Annotated in this window: 3 protein-coding genes; all 3 read left to right on the top strand. The window is 55.2% G+C overall.

The window, feature by feature from the left end:
* Window positions 1-95 precede the first annotated feature (95 nt).
* Genes AK963_RS29210 through AK963_RS29200 form a run of 3 tightly spaced genes read left to right on the top strand, consistent with a single transcriptional unit; the run spans window position 96 to window position 1,224 of the window.
* Complete coding sequence (locus AK963_RS29210) at window positions 96-338, top strand: DUF7210 family protein (protein ID WP_066018754.1); 243 nt, start codon at window positions 96-98, stop codon at window positions 336-338.
* On the top strand, window positions 335-745 hold the full coding sequence (locus AK963_RS29205) for a gp436 family protein (protein ID WP_066018753.1): 411 nt from the start codon (window positions 335-337) through the stop codon (window positions 743-745). Before AK963_RS29210 ends, AK963_RS29205 begins: the two co-directional genes overlap by 4 nt.
* Entirely contained in the window at window positions 745-1,224 is a 480-nt protein-coding gene (locus tag AK963_RS29200; RefSeq protein ID WP_066018752.1) for a phage virion morphogenesis protein, read from the top strand. The genes AK963_RS29205 and AK963_RS29200 overlap by 1 nt, the downstream gene beginning before the upstream one ends.
* Window positions 1,225-1,261 lie beyond the last annotated feature (37 nt).

The following is a 1,261-nucleotide window of genomic DNA, read 5'->3' as shown; positions in this document are numbered from 1 at the left end:
GTGAAGCCATTCGAGTGGGTGAGTCAGTCGACGAGCTGATCATTTGCAACGATGTGGCTTACCACCTTGAAAACGTCATTAGCTAAGGAGTGGCTATGAAATACACAGCACTCCACAGCGTACGGCATGATGGCAGGTTGTATCAGGTCGGGAAAACGTTGGAGCTGGACGATCAGGCAGCTGAAGCGTTGCTGGCTTGTCAAGCGGTAGAGCCCATAAATGCAGAAGATGGCTCTGATCCAACACCTGATAGTGTAGCGCTGGATGCTGACTACGCTGAATCAGAGCCAGCGTCGAATGCTAATGAAAAGTCAGCAAAAGGCAAGGGTAAAAAATGAAGTACTGCGACAGCGCCGCCATGATCGCCCGGTTTGGAGAGGACGAGCTGATTCGCCTCACCGACCCGGGCGATGGTGCTATGGACGCCGCCGCCATTGACGCCGCCCTGACCGATGGCAGCAACGAAATAGACAGCTACCTGGCCGTACGTTATACCCTGCCGCTGTCGGTTATTCCTGAGATTGTGGTCAGGCTTTGCGCCGATATTGCCCGTTATCGATTATACGATGGCCGCATGCTGGACGAAGTCGAAAAGCGTTATGATGACAGCGTCAAGCTGCTTAAGGACATTGTCCGGGGCAGCGCCGTCCTGCCACTACCCACCACCACCGCCAGCACCGAAGTCAGCACCACCCGCAGCCGGGACGATCGGCTATTTACCCGGGATACCCTGGAGGACTTCTGATGTTATCCCTTGAGCAAGGCCAGCAGGAAATACAGAACCTGATGGATACCGTGATGCTTTACCAGCATCGCAAGCCGCTATTTACCCGGCTGGGACGGGCAGTACTCACCGACGCCCGTCTGAATTTCCGCCGACAGCATGCACCGGATGGCACACCATGGGCACCCTTAAAGATCAGAACCGGGCAGATCCTGAGCGACACCGGTCGCCTGCGAAACAGCCTGAGCTACAAAACCGGCAACGACGAGGTGGCAGTGGGAACCAACGTGAAATATGCAGCGGTTCACAACTTCGGAGCCACCATGCGACCGAAGAAAGCGAAGATGCTCGCTTTTCCCGGCAAGAACGGACAAACAGTATTTGCCAAGAAAGTCGTCATTCCTGCACGCCCATTTCTGGGCATCGAGCAGCGCCAGATCAATCTGGTTCAACAGACCATCGAGCAGTGGGTCAAGGACGTGGCCAACCGCAATGTTTAACGAAGCCCTCAAAGCCATCACCGACCACCTGGAAGTT

The organism is Endozoicomonas atrinae, assembly GCF_001647025.1.
GTDB classification, from domain to species: Bacteria; Pseudomonadota; Gammaproteobacteria; order Pseudomonadales; family Endozoicomonadaceae; genus Endozoicomonas; species Endozoicomonas atrinae.
The sequence above is the reverse complement of the archived record's forward strand: the minus strand, read 5'-3'. Positions and strand labels throughout refer to the sequence as shown.

Bases quoted from the DNA above. Each gene is read 5' to 3' on its own strand.
- AK963_RS29210 (WP_066018754.1), top strand. From the start codon at position 96: ATGAAATACACAGCACTCCACAGCGTACGGCATGATGGCAGGTTGTAT.
- AK963_RS29205 (WP_066018753.1), top strand. From the start codon at position 335: ATGAAGTACTGCGACAGCGCCGCCATGATCGCCCGGTTTGGAGAGGAC.
- AK963_RS29200 (WP_066018752.1), top strand. From the start codon at position 745: ATGTTATCCCTTGAGCAAGGCCAGCAGGAAATACAGAACCTGATGGAT.